The 18,520-nt window shown below is 72.1% G+C and carries 14 protein-coding genes and 1 pseudogene; 10 read left to right on the forward strand and 5 right to left on the reverse strand.

Features of this window, described 5'->3' with window-relative positions; translation table 11 throughout:
- Nucleotides 1–539: thiamine pyrophosphate-dependent enzyme (locus tag ABT354_RS26135; RefSeq protein ID WP_351498017.1), on the reverse strand; the 539-nt coding region annotated here is incomplete at its 3' end.
- A 359-nt stretch (nt 540–898) separates the two neighbouring features.
- On the opposite strand from ABT354_RS26135, the gene ABT354_RS26140 reads away from it, so the two are divergent.
- From ABT354_RS26140 to ABT354_RS26150, 3 genes are all read left to right on the forward strand, one after another.
- Nucleotides 899–1,564, forward strand: coding sequence for a response regulator (locus ABT354_RS26140; protein ID WP_351498019.1), 666 nt, complete (start codon nt 899–901; stop codon nt 1,562–1,564).
- Nucleotides 1,565–1,678: 114 nt separating this feature from the next.
- Nucleotides 1,679–2,143, forward strand: coding sequence for a pyridoxamine 5'-phosphate oxidase family protein (locus ABT354_RS26145; RefSeq protein WP_351498021.1), 465 nt, complete (start codon nt 1,679–1,681; stop codon nt 2,141–2,143).
- A gap of 15 nt (nt 2,144–2,158) precedes the next feature.
- Nucleotides 2,159–3,256 (forward strand): phosphotransferase, encoded by a 1,098-nt coding sequence (locus ABT354_RS26150; RefSeq protein WP_351498023.1) that lies wholly within the window; start codon nt 2,159–2,161, stop codon nt 3,254–3,256.
- 190 nt (nt 3,257–3,446) lie between these two features.
- Here ABT354_RS26150 and ABT354_RS26155 read toward each other — a convergent pair whose 3' ends face one another.
- On the reverse strand, nt 3,447–5,015 hold the full coding sequence (locus tag ABT354_RS26155; RefSeq protein WP_351498025.1) for a protein kinase domain-containing protein: 1,569 nt from the start codon (nt 5,013–5,015) through the stop codon (nt 3,447–3,449).
- A 252-nt stretch (nt 5,016–5,267) separates the two neighbouring features.
- On the opposite strand from ABT354_RS26155, the gene ABT354_RS26160 reads away from it, so the two are divergent.
- The 6 genes from ABT354_RS26160 to ABT354_RS26185 all read left to right on the forward strand — a co-directional run bounded on the left by ABT354_RS26160 (nt 5,268) and on the right by ABT354_RS26185 (nt 13,219).
- Entirely contained in the window at nt 5,268–7,052 is a 1,785-nt protein-coding gene (locus ABT354_RS26160; RefSeq protein ID WP_351498027.1) for a protein kinase domain-containing protein, read from the forward strand.
- 202 nt (nt 7,053–7,254) lie between these two features.
- On the forward strand, nt 7,255–7,917 hold the full coding sequence (locus ABT354_RS26165) for a hypothetical protein (protein WP_351498029.1): 663 nt from the start codon (nt 7,255–7,257) through the stop codon (nt 7,915–7,917).
- 132 nt (nt 7,918–8,049) lie between these two features.
- Complete coding sequence (locus tag ABT354_RS26170) at nt 8,050–8,673, forward strand: PadR family transcriptional regulator (protein ID WP_351498031.1); 624 nt, start codon at nt 8,050–8,052, stop codon at nt 8,671–8,673.
- Nucleotides 8,674–8,854: 181 nt separating this feature from the next.
- Nucleotides 8,855–9,667 (forward strand): ABC transporter ATP-binding protein, encoded by an 813-nt coding sequence (locus ABT354_RS26175; protein WP_502983504.1) that lies wholly within the window; start codon nt 8,855–8,857, stop codon nt 9,665–9,667.
- A complete protein-coding gene (locus ABT354_RS26180; protein WP_351498033.1) occupies nt 9,664–12,528 on the forward strand; it encodes an ABC transporter permease in 2,865 nt (954 codons plus the stop codon). Before ABT354_RS26175 ends, ABT354_RS26180 begins: the two co-directional genes overlap by 4 nt.
- 160 nt (nt 12,529–12,688) lie before the next feature.
- Complete coding sequence (locus ABT354_RS26185; protein ID WP_351498035.1) at nt 12,689–13,219, forward strand: bacterial proteasome activator family protein; 531 nt, start codon at nt 12,689–12,691, stop codon at nt 13,217–13,219.
- A 124-nt stretch (nt 13,220–13,343) separates the two neighbouring features.
- Here ABT354_RS26185 and ABT354_RS26190 read toward each other — a convergent pair whose 3' ends face one another.
- Complete coding sequence (locus ABT354_RS26190; RefSeq protein ID WP_351498037.1) at nt 13,344–14,324, reverse strand: NAD(P)H-quinone oxidoreductase; 981 nt, start codon at nt 14,322–14,324, stop codon at nt 13,344–13,346.
- Nucleotides 14,325–14,435: 111 nt separating this feature from the next.
- Nucleotides 14,436–15,101, reverse strand: a pseudogene (locus ABT354_RS26195) (potassium channel family protein); the annotation flags it as partial.
- 164 nt (nt 15,102–15,265) lie between these two features.
- Between ABT354_RS26195 and ABT354_RS26200 the strand changes: the two are divergent.
- Complete coding sequence (locus ABT354_RS26200) at nt 15,266–16,381, forward strand: potassium channel family protein (RefSeq protein ID WP_351498039.1); 1,116 nt, start codon at nt 15,266–15,268, stop codon at nt 16,379–16,381.
- A gap of 86 nt (nt 16,382–16,467) precedes the next feature.
- Here ABT354_RS26200 and ABT354_RS26205 read toward each other — a convergent pair whose 3' ends face one another.
- Complete coding sequence (locus ABT354_RS26205) at nt 16,468–18,075, reverse strand: molybdopterin molybdotransferase MoeA (RefSeq protein ID WP_502983509.1); 1,608 nt, start codon at nt 18,073–18,075, stop codon at nt 16,468–16,470.
- Nucleotides 18,076–18,520 lie beyond the last annotated feature (445 nt).

Consider the following 18,520-nt stretch of genomic DNA (forward strand, 5'->3'; position numbering starts at 1 on the left):
AAGTACGCCACCACCGCCGAATCCACCCCGTCCCGCACCACACCCATCGCATAACCAGCCGCATGCAACGCCTGCGAACCAATCACAATCGTGTAGAGATGGAAGTTGTTGGAGGTGGGGTCCCAGCCGCCGTGGTTCACACCCCGGAACATCCCCAGGAGATTGGTGGGATCGACCCCCCGGCACCAGGCGACGCCGTGCTCACGGTAGGTCGGGAAGACATAGTCGTCGTCGCGGAGCGCACGCCCCGAACCGATCTGCGCCGCCTCCTGCCCCAGCAGCGAGGCCCACAGGCCGAGTTCGCCCTGGCGCTGGAGGGAGGTGGCCTCGGCGTCGAAGCGCCGGGTCAGAACCATGTCGCGGTACAGACCCCGCAACTCATCGGCGCTCAGATCGACACTGAAGTCGGGGTGCTCGACCCGCGTGCCCTCCGGTGACAGAAGTTGCACGAGCTGAGGCTCGGAACTCTCCGTCTTCTTGGCGCCCACCCGCTTGCTGCTGCGGCGCGGTTTACGCGCGGCACTGCTCTCCACGGTCACGTGCGTGCTCCTCCGTCTGTCCGGCCCGCCGGGGTCGCCGGGAGCCTGAGGTTGCCCCTGTCCGAGAACAGGGGGAGGCTCGCCCGTTCTCCCCGGCGCACGGGGGTGGGCGCGCCAACGGAGCACGGGCGTGACAGGTGCCCCCGACGAAGCCCTGCCAAAAGCACGTTACCCAGAACGAACCATTCCTGCGAAACCCCTATTGACCTGGGATTTTGCTTGGATTTCCAAGTAAATCCAGAAAAAGGGGAACATCACTGGTCACGGCGCTGGTCACAACCTTGCGGGCGGTCGAGAACACGGGCAACCTATCTCGGCCACCCCGGGCACGGGAAGAGCCGGTGTGTGAGACTGCATTCGTGCGCGAAGAAGGAAAAATCACCGTATTCCTGTTGGACGACCATGAAGTGGTGCGGCGTGGCGTCCATGAGCTGCTCTCCGTCGAGGACGACATCGAGGTCGTCGGCGAGGCCGGGACCGCCGAGGAAGCCATGGTCAGGATCCTGGCCACCCGCCCCGATGTCGCGGTGCTCGATGTCCGGCTGCCCGACGGCAGCGGTGTGGAGGTCTGTCGGGAGATCCGTTCCCAGGACGAGAGCATCAAATGCCTGATGCTGACCTCTTTCGCCGACGACGAGGCGCTTTTTGACGCGATCATGGCCGGGGCCTCGGGGTATGTCCTCAAGGCGATCCGGGGCAATGAGCTGCTGTCCGCGGTACGGGATGTCGCGGCCGGAAAGTCTCTTCTCGACCCGGTCGCGACCGCCCGCGTCCTGGCGCGGCTGCGCGACGGGAACAGCCCCAAGGGCGACGACAAGCTGGCGGCCCTGACCGACCAGGAGCGCAGGATCCTGGATCTGATCGGTGAGGGGCTGACCAACCGGGCCATCGGCGAGAGGCTGCATCTCGCCGAGAAGACGATCAAGAACTATGTCTCCAGCCTGCTGTCGAAGCTGGGCATGGAGCGACGGTCGCAGGCGGCGGCGTTCGTGGCCCGCAGGCAGGCGGAGCGCCAGCACCACTGAGGGGTTCCGGGGGCGGATGGGGCGGAGCGGTACCCGTGAGTGGGACTTATGTCCCGTTGACCAGGGGCGGCAGCCCCTTCCCCTGGAGCACCCTCCACCCCGAGAGTGGTCCCCATGCCCACCGAGGAACTGCGCGCGACCGTCGACGCGACCATCTCCGGGGCGCCCGACGAGCTGCGGGGCGTCCGGCTGCTCGACGGTGTCTCCTACGGCCGGCTCGCCACCAGCATGCGGGCCATGCCCTTCGTGGCCCCGGCGCGCCACATCGTCCGCGACGACCACTCCGTCCTGCTCCGTATGCACCGGGGCTTCGGTTATCACCGCGCGTGCAACGGCAGTGTCGTGGCGTACGGCGCGGACAACTTCACCTCCGGCTGCCGGACCATGTGGTCCGTACAGTTCACCGGCATGGCCGAGATCGTCTGCCCGACCGAGGATGATCTGCGCCGATTCGGCGATGAGCCCCTCTTCGCCGACGATGAGCGGTTTGAGCCGGTCTATATGCGAATAGAACCTCAGTTCGTCACCGTCCACACCCTCGATTATCGCGAAGAGCAGCACAACCGACACTCTGAGTGATCTAACATTTGGTAAGTGCCGCGCTCATCTGTCAGCGCGCCGCCGGTTGGTGCTCTGCTGCGCCGCTATGAGGACCCGGGGGAACCGCTCTCCTGTGAGCGGGTCACCGAAGGGCTTCTCAACCGCGGCTACCGCCTCTCCACCACCCGTGGTGCGTACTTCCTGAAACACCATCTCGACGGCGATCGGGAGGCGATCGTCCGCCAACACCGCGCCACCGAACGTCTCCAGGCGCTCGGGGTCCCCGTCGCTCCACCCGTGGCCGACGCGCGGGGGGAGACGGTCGCGGTGATCGGCGACAGCTGTTACGCCCTCCATCCCTGGGTCGACGGCCGCCATCGCGACGGCTCCCATCTCTCCACCTGCCAGTCGCGCCGCCTCGGCTCGCTGCTCGGTCTGGTCCACACCGCGCTGGAGCAGGTGATGCACCGCGCCGAGCGCCCCGCGATCCCCGGGCCCCGGGCCCGTGCCGGGGAAGCGGGATCGCGGGGTCGGGCCCCCCGGCGCTACACCCGGCAGTACGCCCCCCAGCACGCCCGCCCGTACGACAGCGCCGATCCGACGGAGACCTTCACCCTCATCGACGAGCTGCTCGGACTGGCCCGCGGCTCCCGGCCGCACGACACCTTCGACACCCTCGCCGAACACCGGCTGCTGGAGCGGCGGGCCCTGCTGGAGCTGTACGCGGACCGCAGACCGCCGCCCCCGCGGGCGGGCGGCTGGGTGCACGGCGACTTCCATCCGCTGAATCTGCTCTACCGGGGGACGGAGCCGGTCGCGATCGTGGACTGGGACCGGTTAGGGGTCCAGCCGCGCGCGGAGGAGGCGGTCCGGGCCGCCGTGATCTTCTTCCTCCGCCCGGCCGGGGTGCTGGAGCTGCCCAAGGTCCGGGCCTATGCCCGGGCCTATCGCCGTGCGGTGGGCGCGGACGCGGCGGAGATGGCGGCGGCCGTCCACCGGGTCTGGTGGGAGCGGCTCAACGACTTCTGGATACTCCGCTGGCGGTATCAGCTGCGCGACCGCAGGGCCGACCCGCAGTTCGCCGCGGTGTCGGCCCTGGCGGTGTGGTGGACACGGGAGTACGAGGCGGTCCGCGAGGCCTTCACCGCCTGAGCCGCGACGCCCCGGGCCCCCGGCCCCCCGGGCTTCCCGAGGGTTGCCGAGGAGCCCCTCGTACACAAGCGGCAGGGCCCGGCGTGTCGCCGGGCCCTGCCGTGGTCCCTCAGCCCCGGGGGCCTCCCTCGGCCCCGGGAACCCCACCGGGCTGTTCCTGCCCCGGGCCCGGTGAGGGGTCACCGTCTCTTCAAGGCGCCTCTCCGCCGTCGCCCTCGCCACCCGTCTCGCCGCCGTCACCGGGCTCGGTGCCCGGTTCTCCCTCGCCGGGGTCGCCGCCCGGATCGCCGCCGTCCGGCGGGTCGGTCGGCTCGGTGGGTTCGGTCGGCTCGGTCGGCTTACCGGTCTCGACGGGCGGCTGCGACGTGGTCGGCTCGCTGGTCTGCGTCTGCGTCGGCTGCGGCTGCGTCGGCTGGTCGGTCTTCGGGGGCGTCCAGGGCTGCTGAGTCCGCTCCGGGGTGCCCACCGGGTCCTCCTCCGGCGTCTGCGAGGAGGTCGGAGTGGGCGACTCCTTCTTCTTCGGCGGCGACTGGGAGGTCTTGGTCCCGGGACTGTTGTCGGTGGTGTTGGACTTCGTCTCCTGGATCGCGTACGCGACACCGGACACGATGGCGATCACGGCCAGCACGGCGATCAGCACCATCCTGCCGCGCCGCCGTCCGCCACCGTGGTGACCGCCCTCGTACCCACCGTCATCGGGGTTCATCGGCGGAAGGATCGGCCCCTGGGCCGTTTCGCCGTGGACGGGGTGGTGCACGGCGGTCGCCGCCGTCATCCCGCCGCCGAGCGCCGTCGTGGGCCTGGTGTCCTGCGCCGGCACATATCCGGTGTTCCAGCTGCCGTTGTGGCTGCCCTGCTGCTGGAGCATCTGGAGGGAGTACTGGACCAGACCGCGCATCTCCTCCGCGCTCTGGAAGCGGTCGTCCGGGTCCTTCGCCAGCGAGCGCATGACCAGCCCGTCCAGCTCCGGCGGCACCACGTCGGAGACATCCGACGGCGGCATCGGGATGTCCTGGACATGCTGGTAGACCACCGAGAGCGGGGTCTCACCGGTGAACGGGGGACGCAGCGCCAGCAGCTCGTACAGCAGACAGCCGGTGGCGTAGAGATCGGAACGGTGGTCGACGGCCTTGCCCAGCGCCTGCTCCGGGGAGAGGTACTGCGGGGTGCCCATGACCATGCCGGTCTGGGTCATCGTCGTCGACGCGCCGTGCAGGGCGCGGGCGATGCCGAAGTCCATCACCTTCACCGCGCCGGAGTCGGTGATGATGACATTGGCCGGCTTGATGTCCCGGTGCACGATCGCGTGCTGGTGGGAGTAGGCGAGCGCCTCCAGCACCCCGGAGACGATGATCAGGGCCTGCTCCGGCGGCGGGGCGTCGGCGTTGATCAGCAGATCGCGGATGGTGCGGCCCTCGACCAGCTCCATCACGATGTACGGAACCGACTGACCGCCGACCACGTCCTCACCGGAGTCGTACACCGCCACGATCGCGTGGTGGTTGAGTCCGGCGACGGACTGCGCCTCCCGGGTGAAACGGGCCTTGGAGACCGGGTCCTCCGCGAGATCGGCGCGGAGCAGCTTCACCGCGACCGTCCGGCCGAGCCGCACGTCCTCGGCCGCGAAGACCTCGGCCATGCCGCCGCGCCCGAGACGGTGGGTGAGACGGTAGCGGCCGTCTCCGACCAGCCCTCCCGCGCCCCAGTTCTCCGCCGGATCCGGCACGCCGCCGCTGCCGGCTTCGGGTTCGGGTGCCATCAGTCCTCGCCGTCGTATCTGGTGTGTTCAGTGCCGTGTGGGCCACGCTACAGCCTTCCTCCGACGGGCCCGGCGGAGATGGACCGCCCGGCAAACGGCTGTGAGCACGACCACGCGTATTTCGTGCCACACCTGTGACTCTGACGGACCCGACCGCCGCGTACGGTCACGGATCGGGCACCTCGCTTGACGTGGGATACCCCTCGGGCAGACTTGCCCCGTCAGAGGGACGGCCGAGGGGGGATGCCGAGCATGAGCCAGGACGGCGCGCGGGACCGCTATGCGGGCGGTTCCCTGGCGGGTGGCCGATATCAGCTCCGCGCGCTGCTCGGCGAGGGCGGAATGGCCGCGGTCCATCTGGCCTATGACACCGCGCTGGACCGGCAGGTGGCGATCAAGACACTCCATACCGAACTGGGGCGCGAGCAGTCCTTCCGCGAGCGGTTCCGGCGCGAGGCCCAGGCCGTTGCCAAACTGTCGCATCCCAATATCGTCTCGGTCTTCGACACCGGCGAGGAGACGGTCTCCCCCGACGGTTCCGCCCTTCCGATGCCGTACATCGTGATGGAGTACGTGGAGGGCAAGCCGCTGGGGTCGGTGCTCCAGGAGGATGTCCGGCGGTACGGGGCGATGCCCGCCGACAAGGCGCTCACGGTCACGTCGGATGTCCTCGCGGCGCTGGGGACCAGCCATGAGGTGGGTCTGGTCCACCGGGACATCAAGCCCGGCAATGTGATGCTGACCCCCCGCGGGGTGGTCAAGGTGATGGACTTCGGGATCGCCCGCGCCCTCCAGTCGGGGGTCTCCTCGATGACCCAGACCGGCATGGTGGTGGGCACTCCGCAGTATCTGTCGCCGGAGCAGGCGCTGGGGCGGGGGGTGGACACCCGTTCCGATCTGTACTCCGTCGGAGTGATGCTCTTCCAGCTGTTGACGGGGCGGCTGCCGTTCGACGCGGACGCGCCGCTGGCGATCGTGTACGCGCATGTCCAGGAGGAGCCGGTCGCTCCCTCGGCGATCAACCGCTCCGTCACCCCCGCGATGGACGCGCTGGTGGCGCGGGCCCTGCGGAAGAACCCCAACGAGCGCTTCCCGACCTCGGCGGCCATGCGCGAGGCATGCGGGCGGGTCCTGGCGGCGGGCCGGCCCGCGGCTCCGCTGATCGTCTCCGGCGGTCCGGTGTCGAGCGGGGCGGGCGTCGCCTCGGCCGTCTTTCCGCCGGTGGCCCCGGCGCCCGGACCGTATCCGCAGGCCCCGGGCCCGTACGGCCCTCCGCAGCCGCAGCCGCAGCCGGTCCACGGCCACCCCACACCGCGCCCGGCGCACCCCGGTCCCGGATACCCCGGACCGACCCACTCCGGACCGACCCACCCCGGACCCGGGCGCCCCGGCCCCGGGCACTCCGGACCCGGGTACGCCTATCCGCAGCCGCCGCCCGTCCACGGGTATCCGGCGACCGCGCCGATGGCCCCCTCGTACACCGTCTCGCCGCCTCCCGCGCCCGTCGGACCGGGGCAGCGGCCGGGACAGGGGCAGGGACAAGCGCAGGGGCAGGGACAGGGCTCGGGGCGCGGGAAGAAGATCGCGCTCACCGTGTTCGGGGTGCTGGCGGTCCTGATCGTGATCGGAGCGATCCAGGACAAACGGGAGAGGTCCCGCTCGAACACCGGCATCCGGACCGAGGCCACCTCGTCGGCGGCACCCGACCCGACCCGTACGGACAGCACCGGTACGGGTGCGAAAACGGAGGGGCTCCCCCCGGACCGCACCCGGAAGATCGACGCGACGAAGTGCTCGGACGCCACGGAGGACTACAACGACCCCTCGAAGGTGGCGGCGCCCGATCTCACCTACAAGGACGTGCTCTCCGTGAAGGAGTGTCTGCGCTCGGCGGGCTGGACCTGGAAGGTGGTCGAGGTCGACAACCCGCAGTGGGGCAAGGACACCGTGGTCCGGCAGTTCCCGGGCCGGGGGACGGCCGTGAACCCGAAGAACCAGGAGTTCGAGCTGACCATCTCCACGGGCGCGGCGGGCTGACCCACCGCCCTTTCTTCCGGATGGCCCTGAGATGCCGGATCCATCACGCCATGTGACGCTGAGTCCAACGGCACCGGGATACGGTCACGGGCCGTCGTCGGCGTGATCGTCGGCGGCCCGTGCTCGTTGTGCCCGGTACGCCCCTCCACCGCGCGGGGCGGTTCGGCACGTTCGGTCGTTCGGTACGGGAGGGGGTCACCCGGTGACTCCACGGCTGCGCACCCGGTGCGCGATCACGGTCGCCTCATTCCTGCTGCTGCTCCTCGCCGCGCCCGGCACCCGGGTGGCCGCGGAGGAGGGCCCGGGCGCGCCCGAACGGCCCGGGGCGGCGCCCTCCGCCCCGCTGGCCGGACATCCCGCAGGCGAGGGGCGGACCCGCCCGGGACACCCCCCGGTGACCCCCGCGCCCTGGCCGGACGGGGGATCGGGGGAGCCCGCGGGCGCCGGAACGCCCGGTGCGGCCCCCTCCGGGCACACCGCGCCCCCCGGTTCGACCGCGCCCGCCGTACCGTCGTCGCCCGGCGTTCTGTCACCGTCCGGTATCGGTTCCCGCTCCCCGGCCGAGTCGCCGGAGCCCCCCGGGGAGCCCCCGAACCGGTCCCCGGGGGACCGCGCCGAGGACCCCGGGGCGCGCCGCGTGGATGACGTCCCGGGGAACGACGACATCCCGGCCGACGCCCGGGACGCCGCCGCCGAGCCGCCCGCGCGACTGACCCCCCTCGATGACGAAGCCGCACGCCAGCAGGGGTACGAGGGTCCTCCCGAGCCGGTTCCGCACCATGTTTCGCCGCTGTCGCTCGGGGTCGGTATGGCCCTGATGGGGCTGGGGATCGGCTTTCTGGGCGTACGGATGAGACGGCGCTGAACCCCTCGCCCGGGGCGGGCCCGGCACCCCCCGGACCCCCTCGTCCTCCGGGCGCCGGACCCGGCCATGTCCTCCCCGGATCCTCCCCGCGGCGGTTTGCCCTCCCGGGCATACTCGGTATACATACTGAGTATGTCCATCCGCCACGGGCTGCTCGCCCTGCTAGAGCACGGCCCCCGCTACGGCTCCCAGCTCCGTTCGGAGTTCGAGTCGCGCACGGGGGCGACCTGGCCCCTCAACGTCGGCCAGGTCTATACGACCCTCAACCGCCTGGAGCGCGACGGACTCGTCGCCCAGGGCGGCGAGGACGAGGGGGGCCACGCCCTCTATGCCATCACCGAGGCGGGCCACACCGAGCTGCGCAGCTGGTTCGGCCGGCCGGTGGACCGCACCAGCCCGCCCCGGGACGAGCTGGCCATCAAGCTGGCCATGGCGGTCGGCGCCCCGGGGGTCGACATCCGCGATGTCATCCAGTCCCAGCGCCGCCACACCGTCCGGGCGATGCAGGACTACACCCGGCTGAAGGCCCAGGCGCTGGCGGCCATCGAGAGCGGTGAATCGCCCGAGCGGGACGATGTCGCCTGGCTGCTGGTGCTGGAACAGCTGATCTTCCAGACGGAGGCCGAGGCGCGCTGGCTCGACCACTGCGAGGCACGGCTCATCCGCATCGCCTCGGCCGCCAAGGAGCGGGCGCGGACCGCGCCGCCGGTCCAGAACGCGCCGGCCCGCACCAGGGCACCGGCCGGCGGTCTGTAGCCCGTACCGCGCACAGGCCCGGCCGCGCGCCCACCACCGGCCCGCAGCCGGCCCGCAGCCGGCCACCGGCCGTACCGCAGTACCGGCCGCCGGCCCGTACCGACCGGCGGCCCGTACCGCCGTCCCGACCACCGGCTCCGCCCAGGGAGCCCTTTCCGCAGAACAGCCCAGGGGGCCTCGTATGTCCATGTCCGCCGCCACACCACACATGCCCCATCAGCCACAGCAGTCCCGGCAGCCCGTGCTCCAGCTCCAGGCGGTCTCCCGGGTCCACGGCACCGGCGCCACCGAGGTGCACGCCCTGCGCGGCATCGACCTCGCGGTGTTCCCCGGCGAACTCGTCGCCGTGATGGGCCCCTCCGGATCGGGCAAGTCCACCCTGCTCACCATCGCGGGCGGACTCGATCTGCCCACCTCCGGCCAGGTGCTGGTGGAGAACACGGACATCACCACCGCCGACCGCAAGACCCTCGCCGCCCTGCGCCGCCGCAGCATCGGCTATGTCTTCCAGGACTACAACCTGATCCCCGCGCTCACCGCCGCCGAGAATGTCTCGCTCCCCCGCGAGCTGGACGGCGTCTCCGCCCGCAAGGCCCGGGTCGAGGCCAGGGCCGCCCTGGAGGAGATCGGGCTGGCCCATCTCGCCGACCGCTTCCCGGACGAGATGTCCGGCGGCCAGCAGCAGCGGGTGGCCATCGCCCGCGCCCTCGTCGGCGACCGGCGGCTGGTCCTCGCCGATGAGCCCACCGGCGCCCTGGACTCCGAGACCGGTGAGTCCGTCCTCGCCCTGCTGCGCACCCGCTGCGACGCCGGAGCCGCCGGAATCCTGGTCACCCATGAGCCGCGCTTCGCCGCCTGGGCCGACCGGGTGGTCTTCCTCCGGGACGGCTCCGTGGTCGACCAGACCGTCCGCGGCGACGCCGACTCGCTGCTCTCCGGGCCGTCGGGGCTCTCGGGTCAGGCCGGTCTCTCCGGGCAGGCGGGCGAGCGGTGAGGGCCTGGTACCACTCCTGGCTGGCCGCGCTCCGTATCGCCCGCCGTGACGCCCTGCGCGCCAAGGGCCGGAGCCTGCTCGTCCTCGCGATGATCGCCCTCCCCGTCATCGGGGTGAGCGCCGCGGACATCACGTACCGCAGCTCCCAGCTCTCCCCCGAGGAGAAGCTGTCCCGGAGCATCGGGGCGGCCGACGCCCGGATATCCGACGCCCTGTCGAAGGGCGAGCCGGTCCTCCAGGACGCCCAGAACATGAACAGCACCCTCGCGAAGGAGTACGCCGACGACGACTATCCGGACGGCCCCACCGATGTCCTCGCGGCCCTGCCCCCCGGGGTCCGGACCCTGACCGAAACCCAGGGCTCGGCCAAGATCACCACCAAGCACGGGCTCCAGCCCTCGGTGGTACGCGAGCTGAAGGCATCCGACCCCATGGTCGAGGGGATGCTGACGCTGGTCGACGGGCGGTTCCCCAAGAGCGCCGATGAGACGGCCGTGACCACCGCCTTCCTCAAGAACAGCGGCCTCCGGATCGGTTCCACGCTCAGGGCCCGCCAGCTGGACCGCACGTACACCGTCGTCGGCACCTATGAGCGGCCGGACTCGCTGGACAGCGACGAGATCAATGTCCTTCCGGGGGCCCTGCTCGACCCGCTCCAGAAGGCCCTGAAGAAGGCCGGGCTGCCCACGAGCAGCCCCGGGACCTCCTATCTGGCGCAGCGGGACGGTGGTTTCACGTGGAACACCGTCAAGGAGATCAACACCAAGGGTCTGACCGTCACCTCCCGTGCCGTCGTCCTCGACCCTCCCGACCCCTCCGAGGTCCCGCTCTACGCCAAGTCCGGCTTTGTGTTCCAGTCCCAGGAGCCGGCGCTGGACGAGGAGTCCCGGACGATCCTGATCACCGTCGTCCTCCTGGCCCTGCTGGAGATCTGTCTGCTGGCCGGACCCGCCTTCGCGGTGGGCGCCCGCCGCTCCCGCCGCCAGCTCGGCCTGGTCGGCGCCAATGGCGGTGACCGCCGCCATATCCGGGCCATCGTGCTCTCCGGCGGCCTGATCATCGGAGCCGCCGCCGCCGTGGTCGGCACCGTGCTCGGCATCGCGCTGACCTTCGCGGTCCAGCCGCTGCTGGAGGAGTACGTCGGCGAACGCTTCGGCTCCTTCGAGCTGCCCCCGCTGGAGCTGCTGGCCATCGGCGTCCTGGCGGTGGCCACCGGTGTCGCGTCGGCGCTGCTCCCCGCGATCAACGCCTCGCGCCAGCCCGTACTGGCCTCGCTGACCGGACGCCGGGGAGTGCGCCGGACCAGCCGGGTCCTGCCCCTGATCGGGCTGGTCGCCGTGCTCGCCGGCGGGGCCGCAGCCCTCTTCGGCTCGATGGTCCTCCAGGAGCTGTGGGTGGTCGCCCTCGGCAGTGCCGTCGCCGAGCTGGGTGTGGTCGCCATGACCCCGGCGCTGGTGGGGCTGTTCGGGCGGATCGGGCGCTTCCTCCCGCTCTCCCCCCGGCTGGCGCTGCGGGACGCGGTCCGCAACCGCGGCCGTACGGCCCCCGCGGTCGCGGCGGTGCTCGCCGCCATCGCCGGCACCGTCGCCGTGGCCACCTACGCGGCCGGCTCGGATGCCGAGGAGCGCGCCCAGTACCAGGCGGACCTGCCCATGCACAGCGTCTCCGTCTGGCTGACGGAGGAGAACGCCGCCCGGGACATGAAGTCGGTACGCGACGCCGTCAGCAGCACCCTGCCCGTCAAGGTGCGCGCCGATGTCTCACGGATCGCGGTCGGCAACCCGAACTGCTCGCTCCACGGCAGCTACGGCGAGGACTCCGCCCAGTGCGGCCGTCACCAGCTGATCGTGCCGCCCTCCCATGTCTGCCCTCTCGAAGCCGAGGAGAAAGGGGAGGCCGGGCCACGGACCTTCAGCGACAAGGAGCGGCGCGAGCTGCGCAACAAGGACTGGCGCTGCGCCGAGGACCGGCCGGTCTTCTCCCCGGCGGATGTGGTGATCGGCGGCCCCGAGCTGCTGAAGGTGCTGGAGATCGACGATCCGGCGGCCGAGAAGGCGCTGAAGGCGGGCAAGTCCCTCGTCCTGAAGAGGGCCGTCCTCGACGGGGACACGGTCGGTGTCCGTCTGGTCACCGATGTCGAGGCCTCCTACCAGGCCGAGGAGGAGAACCGCACCCCGCCCGGCCGGGTGGTGAAGCTCCCCGCCCACGCCCTGCCGGACTCCGTGGAGGGCTACGGCATCTCCGTGATCATGTCGCCCGAGGCGGCCGAGGCGGCGAAGATCGGCACCGCCCCGTACGGCGCCTACTACGCACTGGAGCGGGCACCGCGCGCGGAAGAGGAGCAGCGGCTCAATCTGGAGCTGGACCGGAACGCCACCAACCATGTGCTCATGGTCGAGAAGGGGTTCGTGAGCGACAACGATGTGATGATGCTGGCCCTGGCGATCTTCGCCGGTCTGGTCACCATCGGCGCGGCGGGTATCGCCACGGGCCTCTCCCAGGCGGACGCCGAGGCGGATCTGAAGACCCTGGCGGCGGTCGGGGCCACCCCGGGGGTGCGCAGAAAGCTCAGCGGGTTCCAGTGCGGGGTGGTCGCGGCGATGGGTGTGGTCCTGGGCACGGTGGCGGGTTTTGTGCCCGCGATCGGGCTGAGGCTCTCCCAGCGCCACAAGGAGACCTCGCTGTGGGAGACCCAGTACGAGAAGGGGTTCGCCACTCTGGCGGAGAAGCCCTTCGTCCCCATTGAGGTCCCCTGGTCCACCCTCGCCCTGCTGCTGATCGCCGTGCCGTTGGGCGCGACGCTGCTGGCGATGCTGGTGACCCGCTCCCGGGGAGCCCTGGGCCGCCGCGCGGCGACCTGATCCGCTCCCCGGCGCGGTTCCCCGTACCGGATCGGCGCAGTGCCCCGTACCAGGAGGATCGTCCCGGTACGGGGCACTGCCGCATCCGGCACATCCCGCCCTGGGCTGCGGATATCGGACCGCGCCCCGCTCCGACCCGGGTGTGCGAGACAATGACGGCATGGAGATGCCGACGAACGAACGGTCACAGGAGCACCCCATCCTTGTCGTGGGGCAGGACGGAATGACACTCGGCGGCGGGGGCGACGACGAGCCGCGCGAGATCCCGGTGACGGAGATGGTCGAGCAGCCCGCGAAGGTCATGCGCATCGGCAGCATGATCAAGCAGTTGCTGGAGGAGGTCAGGGCGGCACCTCTGGACGAGGCGAGCCGGGTCCGTCTGAAGGAGATCCACGCCGGTTCGGTCAAGGAGCTGGAGGACGGGCTCGCGCCGGAGCTGGTGGACGAGTTGGAGCGGCTCTCCCTGCCCTTCACCGATGATGTGGTGCCGTCCGAGGCGGAGTTGAGGATCGCCCAGGCCCAGCTGGTGGGCTGGCTGGAGGGGCTGTTCCACGGCATTCAGACGACCCTGTTCGCCCAGCAGATGGCGGCCAGGGCGCAGTTGGAGCAGATGCGCCGGGCGCTGCCGCCCGGTTCGGCCCATGAGGACGACCACCCGCAGGGGCCGATCCGTTCGGGGCCGTATCTGTAGAACGTCCCCCGGACCGCCCCCCGGGGCCGTCCCCGGTGATGTCCCAGGAGCCCGGACCCGGTCGGTCCGGGCTCCGGTGCGTCCGGGGCCCCGGGGGTCCGGGCTCCTCGGCGGAACCGGCCGGTCAGCCCCGGACCAGGAGCACCTTGCCGAACTGGGCACCCGACTCCAGCACCCGGTGGGCCTGGGCCGCCTCGCTCAGCGGCAGGACCCGGTCGACGACCGGGCGTACCCGGCCGTTCTCGATCAGTGGCCAGACATGCTCCCGGACCGCCGCCACGATCGCCGCCTTCTCCCCCAGTGGACGGCCGCGCAGCGAGGTCGCGGTGATCGCCGCCCGCTTGGCGAGCAGCGCCCCGAGGTTCAGCTCGCCCTTGACCCCGCCCTGGAGGCCGATCACCGCGAGCCGGCCGTTGACCGCCAGCGCGCGGACATTCCGTTCGAGGTACTTCGCGCCGATGATGTCGAGGATGACATCGGCCCCCGCGCCGCCGGTGGCGGTGCGCAGCTCGGCCACGAAGTCCTGTTCCCGGTAGTCGATCAGGAGGTCGGCGCCCAGTTCGGCGCAGCGGGCCAGCTTCTCCGGCCCGCCCGCGGTGACCGCGACGGTGGCCCCCACGGCCTTCGCCAGCTGGATCGCCATGGTGCCGATGCCGCTGGCACCGCCGTGGATCAGCACGGTCTCGCCCGGCCGCAGATGGGCGATCATAAAGACATTGGACCAGACGGTCGCGGTCACCTCGGGGAGCGCGGCGGCGGCGAGCAGATCGACACCGCTGGGTACGGGGAGCAGCTGTCCGGAGGGTACGGTCACCCGTTCCGCGTAGCCGCCGCCGGAGAGCAGGGCGCACACCTCGTCGCCGATGGCCCAGCCGGAGACACCGGGGCCCAGGGCCGTGATCCGGCCGGAGCACTCAAGGCCGGGGTAGGGCGAGGATCCGGGCGGCGGGTCGTAGTGGCCCTGCCGCTGGAGCAGATCCGCACGGTTGACCGCGCTTGCCGCCACCTCGACAAGGACCTCACCGTCGCCGGGTACGGGGTCGGGGACCTCGGCCCAGAGCAGGGCCTCGGGACCACCGGGTTCGGGAATCGTGATCGCATGCATGGCGGCGAGGCTACCCCCGGGCCGCCGGAGTACCGGTCCGGGGCACGGACCCGGGTGACGGGGGTCGTGCCGGTGCGGTACGGGGGTGTTACGGGCGGCTGAGCGCGGTGGCTACGGGCGGCGGCCGTTCCGGCCCGGGGCGGGCTCCTCCGCCCGGACGATGGTGATCAGCCGGTCCGTCAGCTGGAGCGGGCTGGCCGCCGGGTCGTCGTAGCCGAGCATCCGGTGCCCCCGGAGCACGCTCACCACGAGATCATCCGTCTCCCGGACATTCTTGCCCACCTCGGCCTTTATCACCGGGCGTTCCACCAGGTCGAGTCCGCTGCCCTGCTGGATCAGGTCCTCCATCACCGCGCCCGCGCTGGGGCTGAGGACGGAGAGTCCCATCAGCCGTCCGGCGGCGCTGGCGCTGGTGATGACGGCGTCGGCGCCGGACTGCCGCAGCAGGGGGGCGTTCTCCTCCTCGCGGACACAGGCCACGATCTTGGCCTCTTTGTTCATCTGGCGTGCCGTCAGGGTGACCAGGACCGCGGTGTCGTCCCGCTGGGCCGCGATGATGATCTGGCCGGCGCGCTGCACCTCGGCCTTGATCAGGACATGGCTGCTGGCGGCGTCCCCGGTCACCCCGTTGTAGCCCTCGGCGACGGCGGACTCCACCACCTTGCCGTTGGTGTCCACGATGACGATCTGGTCCTTCTTCAGACCGGTCGCCGTCAGCGTCTGGATGGCGGAACGGCCCTTGGTCCCGAATCCGACGATCACGGTGTGCCCGCGCACAAAGCCTCCACTGGTCCTCTGTTCCCACCCCCGGTGCGTACCGCCGTCACCACGGGAGGACGACGCTACCCCCAACACGGCGGACGGGGCCGTGTTCGGGGGCCGGATCGGGGACGATGGGAGCTTCGGATCAACCGACCGGACCATGTGCAGAGGGGACATCGATGAGGAACGAGAAGCATCCGCCGCCGAAGGCAGGCAGGCTCTCGATCCTGCGCTCCATCTGGTACCGCTCCCGCCGGGAGGCCGCGGACGACGACGAGGCGGGGCGCTCCATCACCATGCCCGCCCAGGCGGCGGTGCCCCCGCTCCAGCAGGTGCTGAGACGGCTGGCCATGGCCATGCTGGTCCTCTCCGTCACCACTCTGCTGGTCTGGGTGGACCGCGCCGGGTACACCGACAACGCGGACGGCAAGGTCGACCTGCTGGACGCCGCCTACTACACGACCGTCACCCTCTCGACCACCGGCTATGGCGATATCGCCCCGGTCAGCGACGTCGCCCGGCTCACCAATATCTTCGTCATCACCCCGCTGCGGGTGCTCTTCCTGATCATCCTGGTCGGTACCACCCTCGAAGTGCTGACCGAGCGCACCCGTCAGCAGGTACGGGTGCACCGCTGGCGCTCCCGGATGGCCGACCATGTGATCATCGTGGGCTATGGCACCAAGGGCCGGCATGCCGTCGAGACCCTGCGGGGCCAGGGCGTGCCCACGGAGAAGATCGTCGTGGTCGACCCCCAGCTGAAGGCGGTGGAGGCGGCCGGGGCCGACGGTCTGGTCTCGGTCCATGGCGACGCCACCCGCTCCCGCACCCTGCTCAGGGCCGAGATCCAGCGGGCCGCGCGGGTGATAATCGCCCCCCAGCGGGACGACACCGCGACCCTGGTCACCCTGACCGCCCGCCAGCTCAACAAGCGGGCGTCCATTGTGGTGGCGGTCCGTGAGGACGAGAACGTACCGCTGATCAAGCAGAGCGGCGCCGACACCGTGGTCACCAGCTCCAGCTCCGCCGGGCGGCTCCTCGGGGTCTCGATGGCCAGTCCCCATGTGGCCGACACCCTGGAGGATCTGATGACCCGGGGGAGCGGACTGAATCTGGCCGAGCGGCCGGTGGCCAAGGACGAGGTGGGCCGGTCGCCCCGGGAGTGCGCGGATCTGGTGGTGGCCGTGGTCCGGCGGAAGAAGATGATGGACTACACCGATCCGGAGTGCGCCCAGCTCCAGTTCGGGGACCGGCTGATCACCATCAGCCGGGAGCCGGAGGCTCCACTGAAGTGAGCGGCGCCGGGCCGGGGTCCGGGGTGTTTCACGTGAAACACCGCACGGGACCCGGCCCTTGGGCTTCCTCGCCTGGTGCCCATGGCTCAGGGGAGTGCGCGGAGAGGTGCCCCGGGGAGGGCCAGCAGCTCCAGCGGGTCCCCCGGCCGTGCGCCTCCGGGAGGTACCACCGCCAGCCCCTCGGCGGAGGCGATCCCCCGGAGCATGGCCGAACCCCCGTACCGCAGCGGCAGCAGCCGTCCCTCGCCGAGGAGACAGGGCACCAGGCGGGTGTCCCGGGGATGACCCGGGATCTCCTCACCCGCCGGCAGCGGGCGCGGGACCGGGGGGACCCGGCCCAGCAGCCCCCGCACCAGGGGCTCGGCGAGGGTGAGCAGCCCGGCCACCGCGGCCAGCGGATTGCCGGGCAGCCCGACCAGATGGCGGACCGGGGCGCCGTCGCCGCCCGGGGCCGGGGCGGCGAGCCGGGCGAGGAGCATGGGGTGTCCGGGCCGGACGGCGACCGAGTCGACCAGCAACTCCGCGCCGGTCGCCCGCAGCACGGAGCGCACATGGTCGACCGGGCCGGCCGCGGTGCCTCCGGTGGTCAGCAGCAGATCGGCGTCGGTGTCGGTGACCGCGCGGAGCAGGGCGTCGGCGTCGTCACCGATCCGCCGGACCGCGACCGTCTCCGCGCCCAGCGCCTCCAGCCAGGGCGGCAGAAGGGGGCCCAGGGCGTCCCGGATCAGCCCGTCGTGGGGCAGCCCCCCGGACAGCAGCTCATCGCCGAGGATCAGCACCTCGGCCCGGGGCCGGGCGGCGACGGCCAGGGCGTCATAGCCCGCGGCGGCGGCGAGCCCCAGCACCGCCGGGTCCACCACCCGGGCGGGGTCCAGCAGCCGGTCGCCCGTACGGCACTCCTGGCCCCGGGGGCGGATGTCCTGGCCGTGGGAGAGCGGCCGGTCGGCGCCGAGCAGCCCCCGCGCGGTGTCGAGGCGGGCATGCTCGGACCGGAGGACGGCGGTGGCCTCGGGCGGGATGCGCGCGCCGGTGGCGATCCGCACGGCGGTGCCGTCCGCCAGCGGGGGCACACCACCGCGCCCGGCGAGTACGGAGACATCGCGGACGGTCCAGGGGCCGGGCCCGGCGACCGCCCAGCCGTCCATGGCGGCGGTGTCGAAGGACGGCAGATCGCAGAGGGCGGTGAGCGGCGCGGCCAGCACCCGTCCCAGCGCCCGGACCAGCGGGACCCGCTCGGGGAGGGCCGGCCCGCCACGCCGCCCCGCCCGTGCCGCGATCTCCCGGGCCTCGTCCCAGCCGACCGCCCCGTCCTGTGCTCCGTGCTGTGCTCCGTGCTGTGCCCCGTCCCGCTGCACTCCGGGCCGTGGACCGCCCCGCTGTGCTCCGTGCCGTGGGCCGCCCCGCTGTGCTTCGTGCCGTGGGCCGCTGCCGGGCCGGGGCCCGGTTCCGGCCGTGCCCTCCGGCCCACCGCCGCCCTCGGGGGCGTGAGGCCCGGCGGCGGGACGCAGAACGGCGAGCGCGTCCTCGAACCCGTCGCCGCTCTCCTCGCCCGCACCGCCCGCCCGTCGGGTCCCGGGGTCGGCGCACCGGGGCACACGGGCCCCGTCGAGCAGGGCCAGGGCGTCCTCCACCCCGTCGTCGTCCAGCACCGCGGCCGGCGATCCGGCGGCGACGGTCCGTCTCCGCCCGGCCATCGGCTCCACCGTCCCGTCCAGCAGCGCGAGCGCGTCCTCCACACCGTCCGGATCCCCCTGATCCCCCGGCACCACCGGCACCACCGGGGCCACCGGGGCCGGCCGCTCCTCCGGGACGACAGCCCCGGGCGCCCCGTCCAGCAGCGCCAGGGCATCCTCCACCCCGTCCCCGGCAGCCTCGCCCCCGGCCGCCTTCCTGGGCGTGCGCCCTACGCCCCTGGGTACGGAGACAGCCCGGGGCGGGACAGGGATCCCGAACGCGAAGACCGCCCTGGCCGCGGAAGCGGCGGTGCCCCCGGCCCCGGAGTCGGCCCCCGGTGCCGTGGCAGCGGTACGGAGCGGTCGGGCGGCCCCGGAAACGGAAGGGGCGCCCTCGGACACCGGAACGTTCCCCGACGCGGACACGGCCTCGGACACCGCCTCGGACGCGGGCCCGGTCGCCCTG

This window comes from Streptomyces sp. NPDC000594, from assembly GCF_040299965.1.
Lineage (GTDB): Bacteria > Actinomycetota > Actinomycetes > Streptomycetales > Streptomycetaceae > Streptomyces.